At 55.0% G+C, this 15,956-nt stretch carries 15 protein-coding genes; 5 read left to right on the plus strand and 10 right to left on the minus strand.

Going from position 1 to position 15,956, the window contains the following annotated elements; translation table 11 throughout:
• Position 1: 1 nt before the first annotated feature.
• Both tamB and tamA read right to left on the minus strand, forming a co-directional pair.
• Positions 2-3,772, minus strand: coding sequence for an autotransporter assembly complex protein TamB (tamB, locus tag AC6I8A_RS17210; protein ID WP_497818826.1), 3,771 nt, complete (start codon positions 3,770-3,772; stop codon positions 2-4).
• Complete coding sequence (gene tamA, locus AC6I8A_RS17215; RefSeq protein WP_265298685.1) at positions 3,769-5,508, minus strand: autotransporter assembly complex protein TamA; 1,740 nt, start codon at positions 5,506-5,508, stop codon at positions 3,769-3,771. Before tamA ends, tamB begins: the two co-directional genes overlap by 4 nt.
• Before the next feature lie 452 nt (positions 5,509-5,960).
• Between tamA and paeA the strand changes: the two genes are divergently transcribed.
• Positions 5,961-7,298, plus strand: a complete 1,338-nt coding sequence (gene paeA / locus AC6I8A_RS17220) for a polyamine export protein PaeA (protein ID WP_256697574.1) — start codon at positions 5,961-5,963, stop codon at positions 7,296-7,298.
• A gap of 77 nt (positions 7,299-7,375) precedes the next feature.
• Here paeA and AC6I8A_RS17225 read toward each other — a convergent pair whose 3' ends face one another.
• Positions 7,376-7,582: a DUF1107 domain-containing protein gene (locus tag AC6I8A_RS17225; RefSeq protein WP_007892150.1), complete on the minus strand. Its 207-nt coding sequence runs from the start codon at positions 7,580-7,582 to the stop codon at positions 7,376-7,378.
• 314 nt (positions 7,583-7,896) lie between these two features.
• On the opposite strand from AC6I8A_RS17225, the gene AC6I8A_RS17230 reads away from it, so the two are divergent.
• A complete protein-coding gene (locus tag AC6I8A_RS17230) occupies positions 7,897-8,460 on the plus strand; it encodes a YtfJ family protein (protein ID WP_008103585.1) in 564 nt (187 codons plus the stop codon).
• Positions 8,461-8,494: 34 nt separating this feature from the next.
• Here the strand turns inward: AC6I8A_RS17230 and cysQ are convergent, their stop codons facing one another.
• Positions 8,495-9,241, minus strand: a complete 747-nt coding sequence (gene cysQ / locus AC6I8A_RS17235) for a 3'(2'),5'-bisphosphate nucleotidase CysQ (RefSeq protein WP_293798198.1) — start codon at positions 9,239-9,241, stop codon at positions 8,495-8,497.
• 293 nt (positions 9,242-9,534) lie between these two features.
• On the opposite strand from cysQ, the gene AC6I8A_RS17240 reads away from it, so the two are divergent.
• A complete protein-coding gene (locus AC6I8A_RS17240) occupies positions 9,535-11,481 on the plus strand; it encodes a bifunctional 2',3'-cyclic-nucleotide 2'-phosphodiesterase/3'-nucleotidase (RefSeq protein WP_497818827.1) in 1,947 nt (648 codons plus the stop codon).
• A 34-nt stretch (positions 11,482-11,515) separates the two neighbouring features.
• Here AC6I8A_RS17240 and bamJ read toward each other — a convergent pair whose 3' ends face one another.
• Entirely contained in the window at positions 11,516-12,136 is a 621-nt protein-coding gene (bamJ, locus tag AC6I8A_RS17245) for a BamJ family beta-barrel-assembly machinery protein (protein ID WP_008103590.1), read from the minus strand.
• Between the two features lie 217 nt (positions 12,137-12,353).
• On the opposite strand from bamJ, the gene AC6I8A_RS17250 reads away from it, so the two are divergent.
• Entirely contained in the window at positions 12,354-13,007 is a 654-nt protein-coding gene (locus tag AC6I8A_RS17250; protein ID WP_321161843.1) for a LysM-like peptidoglycan-binding domain-containing protein, read from the plus strand.
• A 56-nt stretch (positions 13,008-13,063) separates the two neighbouring features.
• Here the strand turns inward: AC6I8A_RS17250 and rplI are convergent, their stop codons facing one another.
• From rplI to rpsF, 4 genes are read right to left on the minus strand one after another with little or no spacing between them, the layout of a single operon-like run.
• Complete coding sequence (gene rplI / locus AC6I8A_RS17255; protein WP_008103594.1) at positions 13,064-13,513, minus strand: 50S ribosomal protein L9; 450 nt, start codon at positions 13,511-13,513, stop codon at positions 13,064-13,066.
• Between the two features lie 39 nt (positions 13,514-13,552).
• Complete coding sequence (gene rpsR / locus AC6I8A_RS17260) at positions 13,553-13,780, minus strand: 30S ribosomal protein S18 (RefSeq protein ID WP_002210155.1); 228 nt, start codon at positions 13,778-13,780, stop codon at positions 13,553-13,555.
• 4 nt (positions 13,781-13,784) lie between these two features.
• Positions 13,785-14,102: a primosomal replication protein N gene (priB, locus tag AC6I8A_RS17265; protein ID WP_007892027.1), complete on the minus strand. Its 318-nt coding sequence runs from the start codon at positions 14,100-14,102 to the stop codon at positions 13,785-13,787.
• A 6-nt stretch (positions 14,103-14,108) separates the two neighbouring features.
• On the minus strand, positions 14,109-14,504 hold the full coding sequence (gene rpsF, locus AC6I8A_RS17270) for a 30S ribosomal protein S6 (protein WP_256697577.1): 396 nt from the start codon (positions 14,502-14,504) through the stop codon (positions 14,109-14,111).
• A gap of 387 nt (positions 14,505-14,891) precedes the next feature.
• Here rpsF and AC6I8A_RS17275 point away from each other — a divergent pair, with 387 nt between their 5' ends.
• Entirely contained in the window at positions 14,892-15,098 is a 207-nt protein-coding gene (locus AC6I8A_RS17275) for a hypothetical protein (protein ID WP_061720184.1), read from the plus strand.
• Between the two features lie 47 nt (positions 15,099-15,145).
• Here the strand turns inward: AC6I8A_RS17275 and yjfP are convergent, their stop codons facing one another.
• On the minus strand, positions 15,146-15,895 hold the full coding sequence (gene yjfP / locus AC6I8A_RS17280) for an esterase (RefSeq protein WP_265298671.1): 750 nt from the start codon (positions 15,893-15,895) through the stop codon (positions 15,146-15,148).
• Positions 15,896-15,956: the final 61 nt, after the last annotated feature.

A 15,956-nucleotide genomic window follows, 5' to 3' on the forward strand; every position in this document is an offset into this window, starting at 1 on the left:
GCTAAAACTCAAACTGATAGAGCAGATCCAGTGCCTGATCGAGACCCGACACGGCTTCTAAATAGAGTTTGGGCATCAGGCGATAACGCAAGGTTAAGGTCGCCAGTGAATCAAATATGCCAACACCGTATTTTACTTGTAGACCCGGCAACACGTAACCACTCACCTGCACCTGCTGGCTATCGCCTACGCCAGCGGTATCAACCGCGAGATTACTGACACCGAAGGTCTCGCCGATTTTACCCACAACCTGACCACTTTGCGCAACCCCCAATCCAACAAGCGCGGAAGTTAATGCGTTGCTGTCGCCATCGCTGTTGAGTCCCTGGCCGCGTAACAGGTAAGAAAGCGCTTCCTGCTGCGACATCGCCGGATCGGAGAACACTTCCACTTTCGGCTCATCCGCCAGCCCGGTTACCCGTAATCCGGCGGTGACATCGTCTTCGGTGGCCTCTGGATTACGGATCGCCTCGAGATTGACGTAAGGCTGATCTGGCGGCCCAGCGAACTGCAGCTCACCTTTACGTACCACCAAATCCTGACCATACGCATGGAAGCGGCCGGATGGGATATTGATCTGGCCGTTTAAGCCCAAGCCATTTTTATCCTGCACCAGTTTGAGATCGCCATTCAGCTTGGCTTTCAGGCCAAACGCCGAGAGACGCACATCATTGCCGACGTGGATCACCAGATTGCTGTTGATCGGAATCGCGGCGGTTTTCGGCTTAATCGGTTTGAGATTTTGATCCAGCATCACCTCATCAGAAGAGACGCCGGTGGCGCTTTCCGGCACTTCCTGCACGGTAATGCGTGCCCACGGAATATCCACTCTGCCGTCGAGGCTGAATGCGGCTGGCGTGGCCTCAAACACCAGATCCGGCGAGACATCCATGCGCACCATCGGCGGCACGGTGACGCGGATGCGGCTGCCTTGCGCCGCCACGCGCGCGCGCCAGTTATCCAGCTGGCTCCAGTCGGCGTTACCGCTCAGGTTAAGATTGCCCTGCGCCGTCTGAATCATGCCGTTGAGCGTTGAACTCATGCCGTTGAACACCATGTTGAGATTGGCGGCGGTGAGATCGACCGGCATAAAGCTGCCATCGACATCCACATCGCTCAGCCCCAACTGACCAAACACCTGCGGCTGCTGCAGCGTGCCGCCAAGGCGCAGATTACTGTTCAGATTGCCTTTGATTTTCTCGCCCTGCATCAGCGCCGGATTCAGCATCGCCAGCGAAATATTGCTGATGCCGATGTTGCCCGACAGCTGACGACGGTTCTCCGGATCGGCGATCTGCACATTGCCGCTCAGCTGGCCGTTGTTGACGATATGGATCAGCCAATCAAGCTGGGCGCGACCGTTACGCAGCGCGGCATTCAGGTTCAGCGTATCGAAGGCGATCGGCAAGGTGTTGCCCTGCACGTCCTGCTCAACTTTCACGCCGCTGCCTTTCAGCGCGACGGTGCCGGTTGGCAGCGCGCCGTCGGCGGTCCAGTTGACGCGCGCATCACCGCTGAATACGCCGTTGAGTTTGGTGGCATCGGTGAGGAACGGTTTGATCATCGCCAGATCGAAGCGATTGAGCACCACATGCGCATGTCCGCTGGCACCGGCTTCAATCGGTTCCGGTACGCACAGCTGCGCGTTCGGGTTCTGCCAGCAGTGCGGCCCAATGGTGGCGCTTTGCTTGCTGTTGAGGTAATCAATCGCCATCGCGCGCGTCAGGCGCCATTCGCCCACTGGCGTGTCGAAACGCGTGTTGTTGAGGTTGCCTTGCCAGCGCTCCGTTTTGCGATCAAAGCTGCCGTTCAGCGCCAATTGACCGGAAACCGGTTCGCCCTGCACGTCGAGCTTCAGTTGATGCTGCTTTTCGTTGCCGTCGGCGTTCAGCGTCAGCAGATTCACTTTCAGCGCGTCCTGCTGCAATTGTTCCACACGCAGTTGCAGCTTACCGGCGATCTGATCGCTGGATTTCACATCGCCCTGTAACGCCACGCGACGGATTTGCAGCTGCTGCCAGCGCAAACCGGTAGCGGTGAGATCGGCCAGCAACTGCGGCGCCTGTAAAGTACCGCGCGCTTTGATGGTGCCTTTGGCGACGCCGCCCAGACCCGGCAGCGCGTTATCCAGATTTGGCGCATCAATGTTGGCATCGAGGTTAAGCGTGTCGCCGAGCTCGCCTTTCACATCCAGATGGTTGCGGCCCAGCGCAATGTTCAGGCCGGGCACTTTCCACTGGTTGTAGCTGTTGCCACTCAAGGTACCTTTGGCGCTCACCGCGTTCTGTTTGACGTTCCCTTTCAGCTCCAGCTGCGGCACGCTGAGCTGCCATGTTCCGCCGTACAGGCTGCCGCGCGTGGCAATTTTGCCATCCAGCTTCGCTGGCCAATCCGGGTACTGTTTGGCGGTGTTGATGCCGGACAGCGTCAATTCGCTGCGCCAGCTGATGGCTTTGCTCCAGTCCACCAGCGCCGTCAGATCGATATTGCCCTGCAGCGCCGCCACGCGCAGCTTATCGAGCTTGAACTGCTGCTCGTTGCCTTTGCCGTCCAGCGCAATGGTCGCGGGCGGCACGCCTTCGCCTTTCACTGCGGTGCGCAGCGACATCACGTAATCGGTGGCTTTGCCTTTGAACTGATAATCGAGATTATCCGCCTGATACTGCACCGCGCCGGTGAGCGGCCAGCGCAGCTGCGGGCTGGTGAGTTTCAGCGCCAGCGGCAAACCGGCGACCGCAAGTTGCGTGGTCGCATCCAGCTGCGCACGCACCGGACCGGAAAGATTCAGCCCGAGCTTCAACTCGTCACGCATCGCGCCCGCAAGGTTCATTTTGATCGTCTCGCCCTTGATCGGGTCGAGATTGAGCGTGCCGTTGAGCGCGAAATTCACCGGCCAGTTATCGGCCAACGTCGCTTCACCGCTGGCGTTCAGCTGCCCTTGCGGCGAATCGACATCGAAGGTTCCCAGCTGCAGATGACGATCGGCGGTTTTGGCTTTTAACAACAGACGCGTAATCGATACGTCGGTATCGCCGGTAATACGCAGCTGTTCACCCAGCAGTTCCTGCACGGTGATATCCAGCGGCAGCTGGAAGTCTGGCATGTCTGGTAACAGCGGCTTGGCGAACATCGCCTGCAGCGTTTCACCCAGCGGCTTTTCATCCGGCTGCGGCTGCTGCACTTTTGGCTGCACCACTTGCTCATCAACCACTTTGGCCGCTTTTGGCAGCGCAATCAGCAGGCTTTGGATATGGGTTGGCGTCAGCGTCAGCGCGCGATCCTGCCACTGTAGACCGGTAGTGAAATCGAGCAGAGAAATCGCCGTGTCATCAACTTTAACGTTGATGTTATGCAGGCCGACTTTGCTCAGCGTAATCGGATACGGCGTGCTGAGATTGGTGCTGCCGCTCTGCTCTTCCGGCGGCGGTGCGCTGGCCGGCGCCATTTTTTTGCTATCCACCACCACGCTGACATCCTGCAGCGCGATGTCATTCACACACACCGACGAATGCAGCAGGCAGTTGAGATTCAGCGCCAGATGGAAACGTCCGGCATCCACGCTGACGCCCGGCATTTCATACTTCACGCCGCTGAGCGTCAGGTCGCGCCAGCCACCTTCAACCTGTTTGATCGACAAACCTGGCACCCAACGATCGGCGCCTTTCAGCAGCAGATGCAAACCCGGCGTGGTGCCCACCAGAAACGCGATGCTGCCAAACAGCAGCACCAGAAAAATACCGATGCCAATCAGGACCTTTTTCCACAGCTTCATAGTTCAGGCCCCAATCCTACATAAAATTGCAATCCATGCTCCTTGTCGTCACCAATTGGCCGCGCGATATCAAACTTGATCGGCCCTACCGGAGATGACCAGCGCACGCCGAAGCCGGCGCCGGTTTTCAGGTTACTCTGCTTGATGTCGTTGACCGCCTCACCGGAATCGACGAACACCGCGCCCCACCATTTGCCGGTCACGTTGTATTGATATTCAAGTGAGCCGGTGGCCATTTTTGAGGCGCCGGTCAGCTTGCCATTGTCATCACGTGGCGATACGTCTTTGTATTTGTAACCGCGAATACTGCGGTCGCCACCGGCGAAGAAGCGCAGATCCGGCGGCACTTTGTCGAAGTCGTTGGTTTCAATCCAGCCAACATTGCCGCGCGCCACAAAGCGATGCTTATCGGCGAGCGTGCGAATCCAGACGTTTTGCGCCTGCAGGATGACGAAATCAACGTCCGAACCCCATGTGGTATCCGACACGTCGACCGAGTAACGCTGCGAATCGCCCCACGTCGGCATCAAACCGCCGCGCGAACGGGTGCGGTTGAGGCTGACGCCCGGATAGAGCAGCATGGTGGTGTTGGTGACGCTGGCCTGGGTAAAGTGATCGAGGCTCCAGCGCAGGTTAATTGCTTTCTGCCAGCCGCTGCTGCTGTCCCAGTTACGCGACATCGCCAGCGTGGTGGTATCGGCTTTGGTGTCGTTGAGATCGGTGCGCTTCACGCCGCCAGAGAAGGTGTAATACTGCTCGAGCGGACTTTTCAGCAGCGGAACTTTGTAGCTGAGATCGAGCTGCTGCTCCGGCGCAGAGACGTAGGCGCTGGCGGCCAGGCTGTGGCCACTGCTGTTGATCCACGGTTTTTTCCACGTGCCTTTAATGCGCGGCCCGACATCGGTGGAGTAACCAACGCCGGTTTCAATGGTGTTTTCCACGCGTGGCGATACCACCGCATTCAGCGGCAGCACTTTGGTTTGACGGCCTTTATCAAATTCAGGCGCAACCACCACCGAGTTAAACCAGCCGGTGGCCGATAAACGGCGGTTGAGTTCCGCCAGATCGCGCGAGCTATAGTGATCGCCCTTTTTGAACGGTACCAGATTATGCAGATAGGCTTCGTCAATTTGCGAACCCTGGAAACTCACATCGCCGAAACGGTAACGGGGGCCGCTATCGTAATTGATGTCCCAGAAGGCTTCGCGCCGTTCGACTGATACGCCAAGCTGGCTTTGCTTAAAGTCACCGTCGAAGTAACCATTACGCAATGCCAGGCTGGAGAAGCCATTCTTAAATTTGTCGTAGTCGCCGTGATTGAGCTGCGTACCGACTTTCGGCGTGCCCTGTTTGACCCAGGCTTGATAATCCTTGTCGGTGCGGGCTTCACCTTCAATCACAATGGTGCTGCCGCCGATCTTGACCGGTTCGCCAGGCTTAACGTGCGCGATCAATACCGGACGGCCACCTTGTGGCGGTGCCGGGCGCGATTCGAAATCGATCTCAGGTTCGTAATAACCGAGCGCACGCAGGCCTTCTTTGATCGCCTCTGCAACACGCGCGCGGAAACGGCCGTCGTTCGACACTTCGTCACTGCCGATAGTGGACAAGCGTGCCCTGACGTTCTTCTGTAAATCCCCGCTAAGACCGTCCAGTTGCAAGCGCACTTTGGCTGCCTCAACGGCAGGTGCAGCAAGCAACAGGCTGGCCAAACAATAAATATGAAATCGTGGCACACGTACTCCTGTTAATAATGCCGGCCCCTATTCCGCAGGGGCGTTTATTCTCTGGAAGGGTATCACCACCGCGCGTGTACCCATCAGCATAGCCGCCTTTTTTCTGCCTATCGGCGTAAACCCAGCGACTAAGCCAAATTGTGACCTATTGTCGATAAATGGCATGAACGATACAACAACCAAGCGGCGCTTCTGCTAATAAGAGCCGCTCACTCGGATTAATCCGAGCGCTTATCATGCCCCTATAGCGGCATGATAAGCGCTGCTGCTATAATCAGCGACCAGCAGGCCTCGCCTGCATCTTTTTCTGCCCCGACGTTAACCTTATCTTGTCGATATGGCGCAGACATTTTTGGCACGGATAGCCTGTTTGACTGGCAAGTACCGGATGTACGCCCACTCCCGCGCTGCCCAGGCCAAAAATGACAAGTGATTAACCCAACGGATCTTTTATGCTCGATAGCTTGCTTGTCATTCTTTTACTGATAGTAATCAGTTCATTTTTTTCCCTTTCGGAGATCTCGCTGGCAGCCGCCCGTAAGATCAAGCTGAAGCTGCTGGCTGACGAAGGCAACATCAATGCCCAGCGCGTGCTGAAGATGCAGGAACAACCTGGCATGTTCTTTACCGTGGTGCAGATTGGCCTGAATGCCGTGGCAATCCTCGGCGGTATCGTCGGCGATGCCGCCTTCTCGCCCGCCTTTAATAGCCTATTCAGCCGCTTCATGGCACCCGAATTGGCTGAACAGCTCAGCTTTATCTGCTCCTTCACCATCGTAACCAGCCTGTTCATTTTGTTTGCTGACCTGACACCAAAGCGCGTAGGCATGATTGCCCCGGAAGCGGTGGCGCTGCGCATCATCAACCCGATGCGCTTCTGCTTAGTGGTGCTGCGTCCGCTGGTGTGGCTGTTCAACGGCCTGGCGAACGTCTTCTTCCGCCTGTTCAAACTGCCGATGGTGCGGAAAGACGACATCACCTCCGACGATATTTATGCGGTGGTAGAAGCCGGTGCGCTGGCGGGTGTGCTGCGTAAGCAGGAACATGAGCTGATTGAGAACGTGTTTGAGCTGGAATCGCGTACCGTGCCGTCATCGATGACCTCGCGCGAGAACGTGGTGTGGTTCGATTTACACGAAGATGAAACCACGCTGAAAACCAAAATCGCTCAGCATCCGCACTCCAAATTCATTGTCTGCGATGGCGATATCGACCACATCGTGGGCTATGTCGATTCCAAAGAGCTGCTGCTGCGCGTACTCGGCAACCAAAGCCTGACGCTGAACAGCGGTGTGAATATTCGTTCTGCGCTGATCGTGCCGGATACGCTGACGCTCTCTGAAGCGCTGGAAAGCTTCAAAACCGCCGGTGAAGACTTCGCGGTGATCATGAATGAATACGCGTTGGTGGTCGGCATCATTACCCTAAATGACGTGATGACCACGCTGATGGGCGATTTGGTGGGCCAGGGTCAGGAAGAGCAGATTGTCGCGCGTGATGAGAACTCATGGTTGGTAGAGGGCGGCACGCCAATTGATGACGTGATGCGCGTGCTGGATATCGATGATTTCCCGCAGTCTGGCAATTACGAAACCATCGGCGGCTTCATGATGTACATGCTGCGCAAGATTCCGAAGCGTACCGACTTTGTAAAGTTTTCCGGCTACAAGTTTGAAGTGGTGGATATTGATAGCTACCGCATCGACCAGTTGCTGGTTACGCGTATTGATGAGCGTCCGCCGATGCTGAATGTGACCAAGAATGCGCTGGATGAAGCAGAGTCATCGTAGGGTCGCCATTCATGGCGTTCAAGCCAACAACCGCACAAAAAACTGAGGGCGCCATCGGCGCCCTTTCTTATGCTTACTTAGTTGTACTCGGCTTGCAGCCGCAACACCTGGCGATTGATTTCTGACATCACGCTAAGATGCTGTTTATCTTTGACACGCGGCAACATGACTTTGCCCTTATCAAACTCGAACGCGCCCACATCCTTGATGTACAACCTTCCTCTAAATAGCGTTTTTACATATTTCGCAATTTGCAGCGGATTATAGCGCTGGAAGATCTTCATGCTGTTTAACTCCTGAAAATGTTTAATACGCTCCGTCGTGACCAAATTTGGTACGAACCCATGAAGCGCAAATGAGGCATAACTATAGAGCATCCTTTCTTACCCATGTTCCGAAAAGGTGAATTATTTACTGAATTGACACATCATTACAGAATACTCTGTTATCAGCCTCACGAAACCCAGTATAAACCTTCACTCATTATGGAATTGTGGCATAGGTTGCAAACCTGTTAACTCATTGCGACAGACGCATCATCCATGCCTAATATTGCAGAAACATGAATAACTGGTCGGATCACCAAGGAGTTTGATAAATGCGTTTGAGACACACTGTGATAGCACTGGCGCTGCTGCTGCCTGGCCTGGCTTCGGCACATGCATTCAAACTGGGTGAACGCGTGCCCGCTGTTGGCGTTAACGACAAAGGAGAGCTGGTTTATCAACAAGATGAAGATAAGTTTAGCTACAAATCCTGGAATAGCGCGCAGCTGAGCGGAAAAGTTCGCGTCATCCTGCACATTGCCGGCCGCTCTTCGGCTAAAGAGCAGAACGCTGCGTTGATTGAAGCCATCAAAGCCGCGCATCTGCCGCACGATCGTTATCAAACCACCACTATCGTCAATACCGACGATGCGATTCCTGGTACCGGCATGTTTGTGCGCAGCAGCATTGAGAGCAATAAACAGCAGTATCCGTGGTCGCAGTTTATCGTCGATAGCAACGGCAGCGCGCGTCAGGCCTGGCAGCTGGAGAAAGGGGGATCGGCGATTGTGGTGCTGGATAACACCGCACATGTGCGTTACGTCAAAGATGGTCCGCTGACGCAGGATGAAGTGCAGCAGGCGATGAAGTTAATTCACGAGTTGTTGCAGAAGTGAGTGGAGGTCGCCATAAATGGCGACCCTACAAATCTCAAAACAGTGAGACGCGGAAACCGGGATTGAGGAACGATTCGCGCGGGGCGTAATCGAGGGTTTTGCCCTGCCAATCGTGGACATGCGCGCCGGCGGCAATCGCCACCGCATGGCCTGCGCCGGTATCCCAGATGTTAGTCGGCCCGAAGCGCGGATAAAGTTGCGCGCTGCCTTCGGCCACCAGACAGAACTTCAACGATGAACCAATCGCGGTGGTTTGATGCTCGCCAAGCTGATGCAAATACTCCTGCAACTCCGTATCGCTATCAAAATGCGAACGGCTAACCACCACTAACGGTGGGCGCGCTTCACGCGCATGAATCTGCGTCTTCTTGCCGTTCTCTTCTTTCCATGCTTTACCTTCCGCTGCCGAATACATCACGCCCAGCACCGGCGCGTACACCACGCCCAATACCGGTTTGCCGTTTTCGATTAGCGCGATATTCACCGTGAACTCGCCGTTGCGCTTGATGAACTCTTTGGTGCCATCCAGCGGATCGACCAACCAGTATTTCTGCCAGTGCTGACGCACATCCCAGCTCGGCGGATCTTCTTCAGACAGCACCGGCACCTCCGGCGAAAGCGCCTTCAGGCCTTGCACAATCACGCGATGCGCCGCGAGATCGGCCGCGGTGACTGGAGAATCATCCGACTTGCGGGTCACATCAACCGGCTCTGCGCCGTTGTATACCTGCATAATGGCATCGCCCGCATCTCGCGCCAGCTGACAAATTTTATCTAACATTCTTTACCTCTTTTCCGCTGATTCTGCCTGTCAGACACCAACCGCCTATCTGCTGTTATTTTAGCAGTTGTCATTCAACAGCCTGCGACTGTGCTGTCTGCTGCGGCAATCTATATGAATATCAATACCATAGTTCATCAGCGGCGGCTATGGCGGGATGCTGAATACGCTATCACGGCGGCGTGACGGCAGATATTGGATGAAAGTCCGAGCTCCATCACAAATTGAAATGATAATTCGTCATGGTTTTACATTATTTTGAGAGGCCCATTGGACCGAACAAGGAGCAAGCGATGTTCAAAGCGAGCATGTCGTTATTGGCACTCTGTATTACTGCCGCCACGGTACAGGCTGCTACGGTGGATCTGCGCATTCTGGAAACCACCGATCTGCACAGCAATATGATGGATTTCGATTATTACAAAGATACGCCGACGGAGAAGTTCGGCCTGGTGCGCACCGCCACCTTAATCCAGCAGGCACGCGCCGAAACGAAGAACAGCGTGCTGGTCGATAACGGCGATATTATTCAGGGCAGTCCGCTGGGCGATTACATGGCGGCGAAAGGGCTGAAAACGGGCGAAGTACATCCGGTGTATAAAGCGATGAACACGCTGGATTACGCGGTCGGAAACCTTGGTAATCACGAATTCAACTACGGCTTACCTTATTTGCAAAAAGCGCTGGCCGGCGTGCGCTTTCCTTACGTCAATGCCAACATTATCGACGAGAAAAGTGGAAAACCGCTGTTTACGCCCTACTTAATCAAAGAAACCACGGTAACAGACCGTGACGGCAAGCCGCATACGCTGAAAATTGGTTACATCGGCTTCGTTCCGCCGCAGATTATGGTTTGGGATCGTAACAATCTGCAGGGAAAAGTACGGGTTGATGACATCACTGAAACAGCGAAGCGCTATGTGCCGGAAATGCGCGCAAAAGGTGCTGAAATAATCATCGCTATTCCGCACTCCGGTTTGAGCAGTGAACCCTATCACGCCATGGCAGAAAATTCGGTTTACTACCTCAGCCAGGTTCCAGGCATCAACGCCATCATGTTCGGCCACGCTCATGCGGTGTTCCCGAGTAAAGAGTTCGCGGCGATTAAAGGCGCTGATATCGCTCACGGCACGCTCAACGGTGTTCCGTCGGTGATGCCTGGCATGTGGGGCGATCATCTTGGTGTGGTCGATCTGGTGCTGAATAACGAGGGGGATAAATGGCAAGTCACGCAGGGCAAAGCCGAAGCACGCCCAATTTATGACAGCGCGGCGAAAAAATCGCTGGCCGCTGAAGATGCCGATCTGGTGAAAGTGCTTGAGCAGGATCACCACGCCACACGCGAGTTTGTTGCCAAACCAATCGGTAAATCTGCCGACGTGATGTACAGCTACCTGTCGCTGGTGCAGGACGATCCCACGGTGCAGATCGTTAATAACGCGCAGCGCGCTTACGTTGAGCATTTTATTCAGGGCGATCCTGATCTTGGTCGCTTGCCGGTACTTTCCGCCGCCGCACCGTTTAAAGCCGGTGGCCGTAAAAACGATCCCGCCAGCTATGTCGAAGTGGAAAAAGGTAATCTCACCTTCCGTAACGCCGCCGATCTCTACCTCTACCCCAATACGCTGGTGGTGATGAAAGTCAGCGGTGCGCAGGTGAAAGAGTGGCTGGAGTGCTCAGCGGCGCAGTTTAATCAAATCGATCCGCACAGCAGCAAACCGCAATCGCTGATTAACTGGGATTTCCGCACCTATAACTTCGATGTGATCGATGGCGTGCAGTATCAAATCGATGTCACACAACCGGCGCGCTATGACGCGGAATGTACGCTGATCAACAAAGGGGCTTCGCGCATTAAGGATCTTAGCTGGCAAGGCAAGCCTATCGATCCTGATGCCACTTTCCTGGTTGCCACCAATAACTACCGCGCTTACGGCGGCAAGTTTGCCGGTACCGGCGATAAGTATGTCGCCTTCGCGTCGCCGGACGAGAATCGCTCGGTGGTTGCCGCCTATATCAGCAGCGAAACCAAAGCGCATGGCGAAGTGAAACCGCAGGCCGATCACAACTGGCGTTTAGCACCGATTAATAGCACCACGCCGCTGGATATCCGGTTTGAAACCGCGCCTGGCGAAAAAGCGACGACGTTTATTGAGCAGCATGCCGATTATCCAATGAAAGCGGTGGGCAGCGATGAGATAGGTTTTGCGCTGTGGCAGGTGGATTTGCAGAAGAAGTGACAATTAAGGGCGGCGATGGCCGCCCTACAGCTACTTACAGAATTTCCAGCAGCTCAACTTCGAAGATCAGGGTGCTGAATGGCGGGATAGAGGCGCCCGCACCGCGCTCGCCGTAAGCGAGGTTGTGTGGAATCGCCAGTTCCCACTTGGAACCGACTGGCATCAGCGTCAGCGCTTCGATCCAACCCGCGATCACGCCGCTAACCGGGAATTCCGCCGGCTCGCCACGCGCGACTGAGCTGTCGAATACGGTGCCATCGATCAGTTTGCCGGTGTAATGCACACGCACACGATCCTGACGTGAAGGGATTGGACCCTCGCCCTGGGTGATGACGCTGAACTGCAGACCGGTTTCGGTGCTGCTTACGCCTTCGCGCTGTGCGTTCTGCTCAAGGAAAGTCTGACCTTCTGCCGCCATCGCTTCTACACGCTCACGACGCACGCCTTCTGCGCGCTCGTGCACTTCACGCAGTGCGCGATGTACCACGTCAACCGGGACGGCCGGTGAGTTCCCTTCCAGCGCGTCGCGCAGGCCGGCGAGCAGTGCTTCTGGCTGCAGACCCTGCAGTCCAGACTCTTGCAGCTGCTGGCCTACCTGTAAACCGATACCGTAACTTGCTTGTGATTCGACGCTGTCGAATGAAGGGGTCGTCATCTTGATTCCTTAATCCCGGAGAAAAATAGAACCGGCAGCATACCAGCGCGGGCGGCTGGCGTAAAATCTCACGCGCCGCAGATGACATTTCCCGGCGAAACGGAAACAATACAGCGGTCAAATTTTTCAATGCTGCCAGGCACTTCCTGTCAGCATTGCTCATACTATAGCTGTGGCGAGGTTTTCACCTGCCACCGTCGGACACAAGAGAGAATACATGGGCCAGATCGCCCCACGACGTCGCAGGACGCGCGCACCGCGTACTTTATTACCTTGGTTGCAACGTTGGCTGCCGCGCATTCCGCGCAAAGCCGCCAGCGAGGAGGATTCACGAATGGCTTCCGATCACCCTTCCCGCGTTCCCGCCGCACTGCAGCGCGTCTGGCATTTGCTGGATGATGTGCGCTGGATGGATCCGCTGCCCGCTTTGCATCGTCGCGGCATTGTCATTGCCCTGCTGGTGCTGCTGCTGGCGTTTCTCTGGCCAAGCAGTACGCCGCAGTATCCGGTTGAGCGTCCGGCGGACAATAGCGCAAAAGAAGTGCCGATGCAGGCGGAGATTTACGATAACAATCAGCAGCAGAACACGCCGCCGAAAACCGATTCACAGGGCGAATGGCGCACCTACAATGTGGCATCAGGCCAGACGCTGGCGCAGCTGTTCCGCGACAACAATTTGCCGGTGAATGATGTATTTGCCATGGCGCGTGTCGAAGGTGATGGGCAGCCGCTGAGCGCGTTACAGAATGGTCAGCAGGTGAAGATTCGTCAGAACGCGCAAGGCGTGGTGACCGGTTTAACGGTCGATGGCAGCAACGGTCCGGTGCTGTTTACGCGTCAGCCGGATGGCAGCTTTATCCGCGCTCAGTAAAACGCAGAAACAAAAACGCCGGCGCAAGGCCGGCGTTTTCGCATTACCGAGTGAACTTACTCAGCAACTACATTCACAACCAGTTTAGCGAAGACTTCGCTATGGATCTGGAAGTCAACTTCGTGCTCACCGGTGGTGCGCAGTACGCCTTCTGGAAGACGAACTTCGCTTTTAGCCACTTCAACGCCAGCTGCAGTTACTGCATCAGCGATGTCACGGGTACCGATGGAACCGAACAGTTTACCAGCGTCGCCTGATTTAGACGCGATGGTTACGTTGCCCAGTGCATTGATTTTCTCTGCACGTGCGTTAGCAGCAGCCAGAACGTCAGCCAGTTTGGCTTCCAGTTCAGCGCGACGTGTTTCGAAGAACTCAACGTTTTTCTTGGTAGCAGGAACAGCTTTACCCTGTGGAACCAGGAAGTTACGAGCGTAGCCCGCTTTAACGTTAACCTGATCACCCAGGCTGCCCAGGTTTGCTACTTTATCAAGCAGAATAACTTGCATTACCTTATCCTCTTAAAGTCGTTAATGGACAACTACCGATTACTGATGACGATCAGTGTACGGAAGCAGGGACAGGTAGCGAGCGCGCTTGATGCAACGAGCGAGCTGGCGCTGGTATTTTGCACGAGTACCGGTAATACGGCTCGGGACAATTTTACCGCTTTCGGTAATGTAGTTTTTCAGTGTAGCGATATCTTTGTAATCAATCTCTACAACGCCTTCCGCGGTGAAACGGCAGAACTTGCGACGACGGAAATAACGTGCCATTTGGCTAGTCTCCAGAATCTATCAAATCAATCTGCTCGGCATGTAACACCATTCTGCTCTGACCATTGCGTGCCTGATGGCAGCTAATAAAGCCTTCGAGAGTGAGTTGCGTGCCGACCGTTATATGTTGAGTAATCACCTGATGGGTGCTGCCGCTGATAATCACCGGCATTTGACACCAGGCTTGCCGGTGGAAACCGGCTTCCTCTTGCACAGAACGATGCTCAAGCACGAACTGGCAGTGAGGAATCCCTGACGGACTGACTTTTCGAACCGGCGTCTTGCACACAGTGCCAGACAGGCGCAGTCGATTTGCCGTCATGTCGGATTACTCTTCAGAATCCCCAGCTTCTGAGTCATCAGCCGATTCGTTAGCAAAGTCTTCGCGGCGATCACGACGCTCGTCTTTAGCTTTAACCATCGGAGATGCTTCAGTTACCGCGTGCTTAACGCGCATAACCATGCTGCGGATAACGGCGTCGTTGAAGCGGAAGTTAGTTTCCAGCTCGTCAATCACTTCCTGCGGTGCTTCTACGTTCAGCAGAACATAGTGCGCTTTGTGCAGTTTGTTGATTGGGTAAGCCAGCTGACGGCGGCCCCAGTCTTCCAGACGGTGAATCGTGCCCTGTGCACCGGTGATAGCACCAGTGTAACGCTCGATCATACCTGGAACCTGTTCGCTCTGGTCAGGGTGGACCATAAATACGATTTCGTAATGACGCATCGATAGCTCCTTACGGATTATTCAGCCTCCTGTCAGGGTCAGCTGCGGCCCACGGAAGCAAGGAACGTTATAGGTTGCGAATCATTTAAAAAATGAAACACACCTCTGAATGCAGCTGAAAAATTGACGCGTAATCATACTGGCGTCCTTGTGGAAACTCAAGCGCACAATTCATCAAATGGCGACTATCGTGCCAGCTGATGCGGCTTTTTGTGCTAAGTGAGATGTCTCAGTAAGTTAGCGGGCGTTTGATCAAATTCTCTGAACAAGGCGTTCAATGGGACGATCTGGCGGCAGGTTGGTTAAGAACTACACTATTTACAGGCGCAACGAATAATCCTATTTGCCGCGTCTGAGAGTGCAATCCCTGTGAGTCTGGAGTCGATTATGAAAATGATCATTTTCGCCACTTTACTGGGTCTCTTCCTGTCTCCACCCGCTTTTGCCAGCTCCGCTGACTATGCGCAGCAGATGAGAAGTAACAGCAACGCGGCATCAGGCTATGTCTACGTTAATCGGTTGGATGCGCCTGCAAGCAGTAACCCAGTCAGTGCTAATACCAGCGCCGCCGAACGGTTGTCATCACAACTTTAGTTCGGCAACATAAACGGGCTGGCGCCAATCACGCCAACCCGCATTTTTTATAAATGGTGTTTAAAGAAACTGACCAGCGCCGTCAGGGCCGCAGGTGTGATTTTGTGGCCGATGTTCTTTTCGGAAAGCGCGGTCACCTGTTGATTGAGTCCCGCCTCGCCTAACGCTTTCTGTAGACGCGCCGTTTCGGCAAAGGGCACCACTTCATCCGCTTCGCCGTGCCACAGCAGCAAAGGTCGATTCGCCAGTTTCTCCAGTTGCTCGCTGGGATCGTACGGCGCCAGCGGCGCTAAGCGCGCGGCAAAAGCTTCTTTCTGTTCTGGCGTGCGCGCCACCAGCGGCGGAAACAGCGTATGACTCAGCTGCATGAAGTAGCCGGAACCCATTAAACACGCCACGCTGTGGATTTGCGGATAGCGCGCCATTGCGCCCAGCGCGGTCATGCCGCCCATCGAGGCGCCCGCCACGGCAAAGCGCTCATCGGCAATCCAGTCGTTATCGCGCAGCGCCTTCTCCAGCAACGGCACTTCATCGATGTTCTGTTTGAGGATCTCCCAGAAGTGGGTCATACGTGCATCGGTATCGCCGTTATAACGCGCGCCGTGCATGTCCGCATCGGGCATGATCACGCGGAAACCGGCCTGCGCCAGCGCCACGGCAAAGTAGCTGTAAACCTCTTTTGATGAGGTAAAACCGTGATAGAACAATACCGTCGGCAAGCGCGCCTGGCGCTGACCAGCCGGTGATGCGTGAATACATTCGATGCCTGCCAGATGCTCCGTTGCCAACTCAATCATACCGCCTCCATTGAGAATGATTATCACTGGACTCAGTGTAAGCGCTGCGTGACAAAATGCG

Source organism: Pantoea sp. X-Soil-ISGK-275 (genome assembly GCF_059730795.1).

Bases quoted from the DNA above. Each gene is read 5' to 3' on its own strand.
- AC6I8A_RS17230 (WP_008103585.1), top strand. From the start codon at position 7,897: ATGCGTTTGAGACACACTGTGATAGCACTGGCGCTGCTGCTGCCTGGC.
- rpsF (WP_256697577.1), bottom strand. From the start codon at position 14,504: ATGCGTCATTACGAAATCGTATTTATGGTCCACCCTGACCAGAGCGAA.
- rpsR (WP_002210155.1), bottom strand. From the start codon at position 13,780: ATGGCACGTTATTTCCGTCGTCGCAAGTTCTGCCGTTTCACCGCGGAA.
- AC6I8A_RS17250 (WP_321161843.1), top strand. From the start codon at position 12,354: ATGGGCCAGATCGCCCCACGACGTCGCAGGACGCGCGCACCGCGTACT.
- cysQ (WP_293798198.1), bottom strand. From the start codon at position 9,241: ATGTTAGATAAAATTTGTCAGCTGGCGCGAGATGCGGGCGATGCCATT.
- AC6I8A_RS17275 (WP_061720184.1), top strand. From the start codon at position 14,892: ATGAAAATGATCATTTTCGCCACTTTACTGGGTCTCTTCCTGTCTCCA.
- priB (WP_007892027.1), bottom strand. From the start codon at position 14,102: ATGACGGCAAATCGACTGCGCCTGTCTGGCACTGTGTGCAAGACGCCG.
- bamJ (WP_008103590.1), bottom strand. From the start codon at position 12,136: ATGACGACCCCTTCATTCGACAGCGTCGAATCACAAGCAAGTTACGGT.
- AC6I8A_RS17240 (WP_497818827.1), top strand. From the start codon at position 9,535: ATGTTCAAAGCGAGCATGTCGTTATTGGCACTCTGTATTACTGCCGCC.
- paeA (WP_256697574.1), top strand. From the start codon at position 5,961: ATGCTCGATAGCTTGCTTGTCATTCTTTTACTGATAGTAATCAGTTCA.
- yjfP (WP_265298671.1), bottom strand. From the start codon at position 15,895: ATGATTGAGTTGGCAACGGAGCATCTGGCAGGCATCGAATGTATTCAC.
- rplI (WP_008103594.1), bottom strand. From the start codon at position 13,513: ATGCAAGTTATTCTGCTTGATAAAGTAGCAAACCTGGGCAGCCTGGGT.
- tamB (WP_497818826.1), bottom strand. From the start codon at position 3,772: ATGAAGCTGTGGAAAAAGGTCCTGATTGGCATCGGTATTTTTCTGGTG.
- AC6I8A_RS17225 (WP_007892150.1), bottom strand. From the start codon at position 7,582: ATGAAGATCTTCCAGCGCTATAATCCGCTGCAAATTGCGAAATATGTA.